Source organism: Microbacterium sp. H6, assembly GCF_003314775.1.
Lineage (GTDB): Bacteria > Actinomycetota > Actinomycetes > Actinomycetales > Microbacteriaceae > Microbacterium > Microbacterium oxydans.
On sequence record NZ_QOAY01000025.1, the window covers coordinates 1 to 201 of the forward strand.

At 69.2% G+C, this 201-nt stretch carries 1 pseudogene; it reads right to left on the reverse strand.

Annotation, left to right across the window (positions count from 1 at the left end):
- Nucleotides 1-201 (reverse strand): annotated as a pseudogene (locus DSP71_RS01140) (ABC transporter permease); the annotation flags it as partial.

Consider the following 201-nt stretch of genomic DNA (forward strand, 5'->3'; position numbering starts at 1 on the left):
CCCGAACGTCCACGCGAGCCCGACGGCGACGGCAGGGGCGAGCTCCAGCAGCCTGCCCTGATACCCGGGCACACCGATGGCGGCGATGGCCAGGCCGGGCGAGAACTTCGCGACCTCCGGCGCCGTGCGCAGCAATGCGAACTCCAGCGCCATCGGGAACACGAGGACGATGATCGCCGTGGCGTAGTAGTTCTGGGTGAT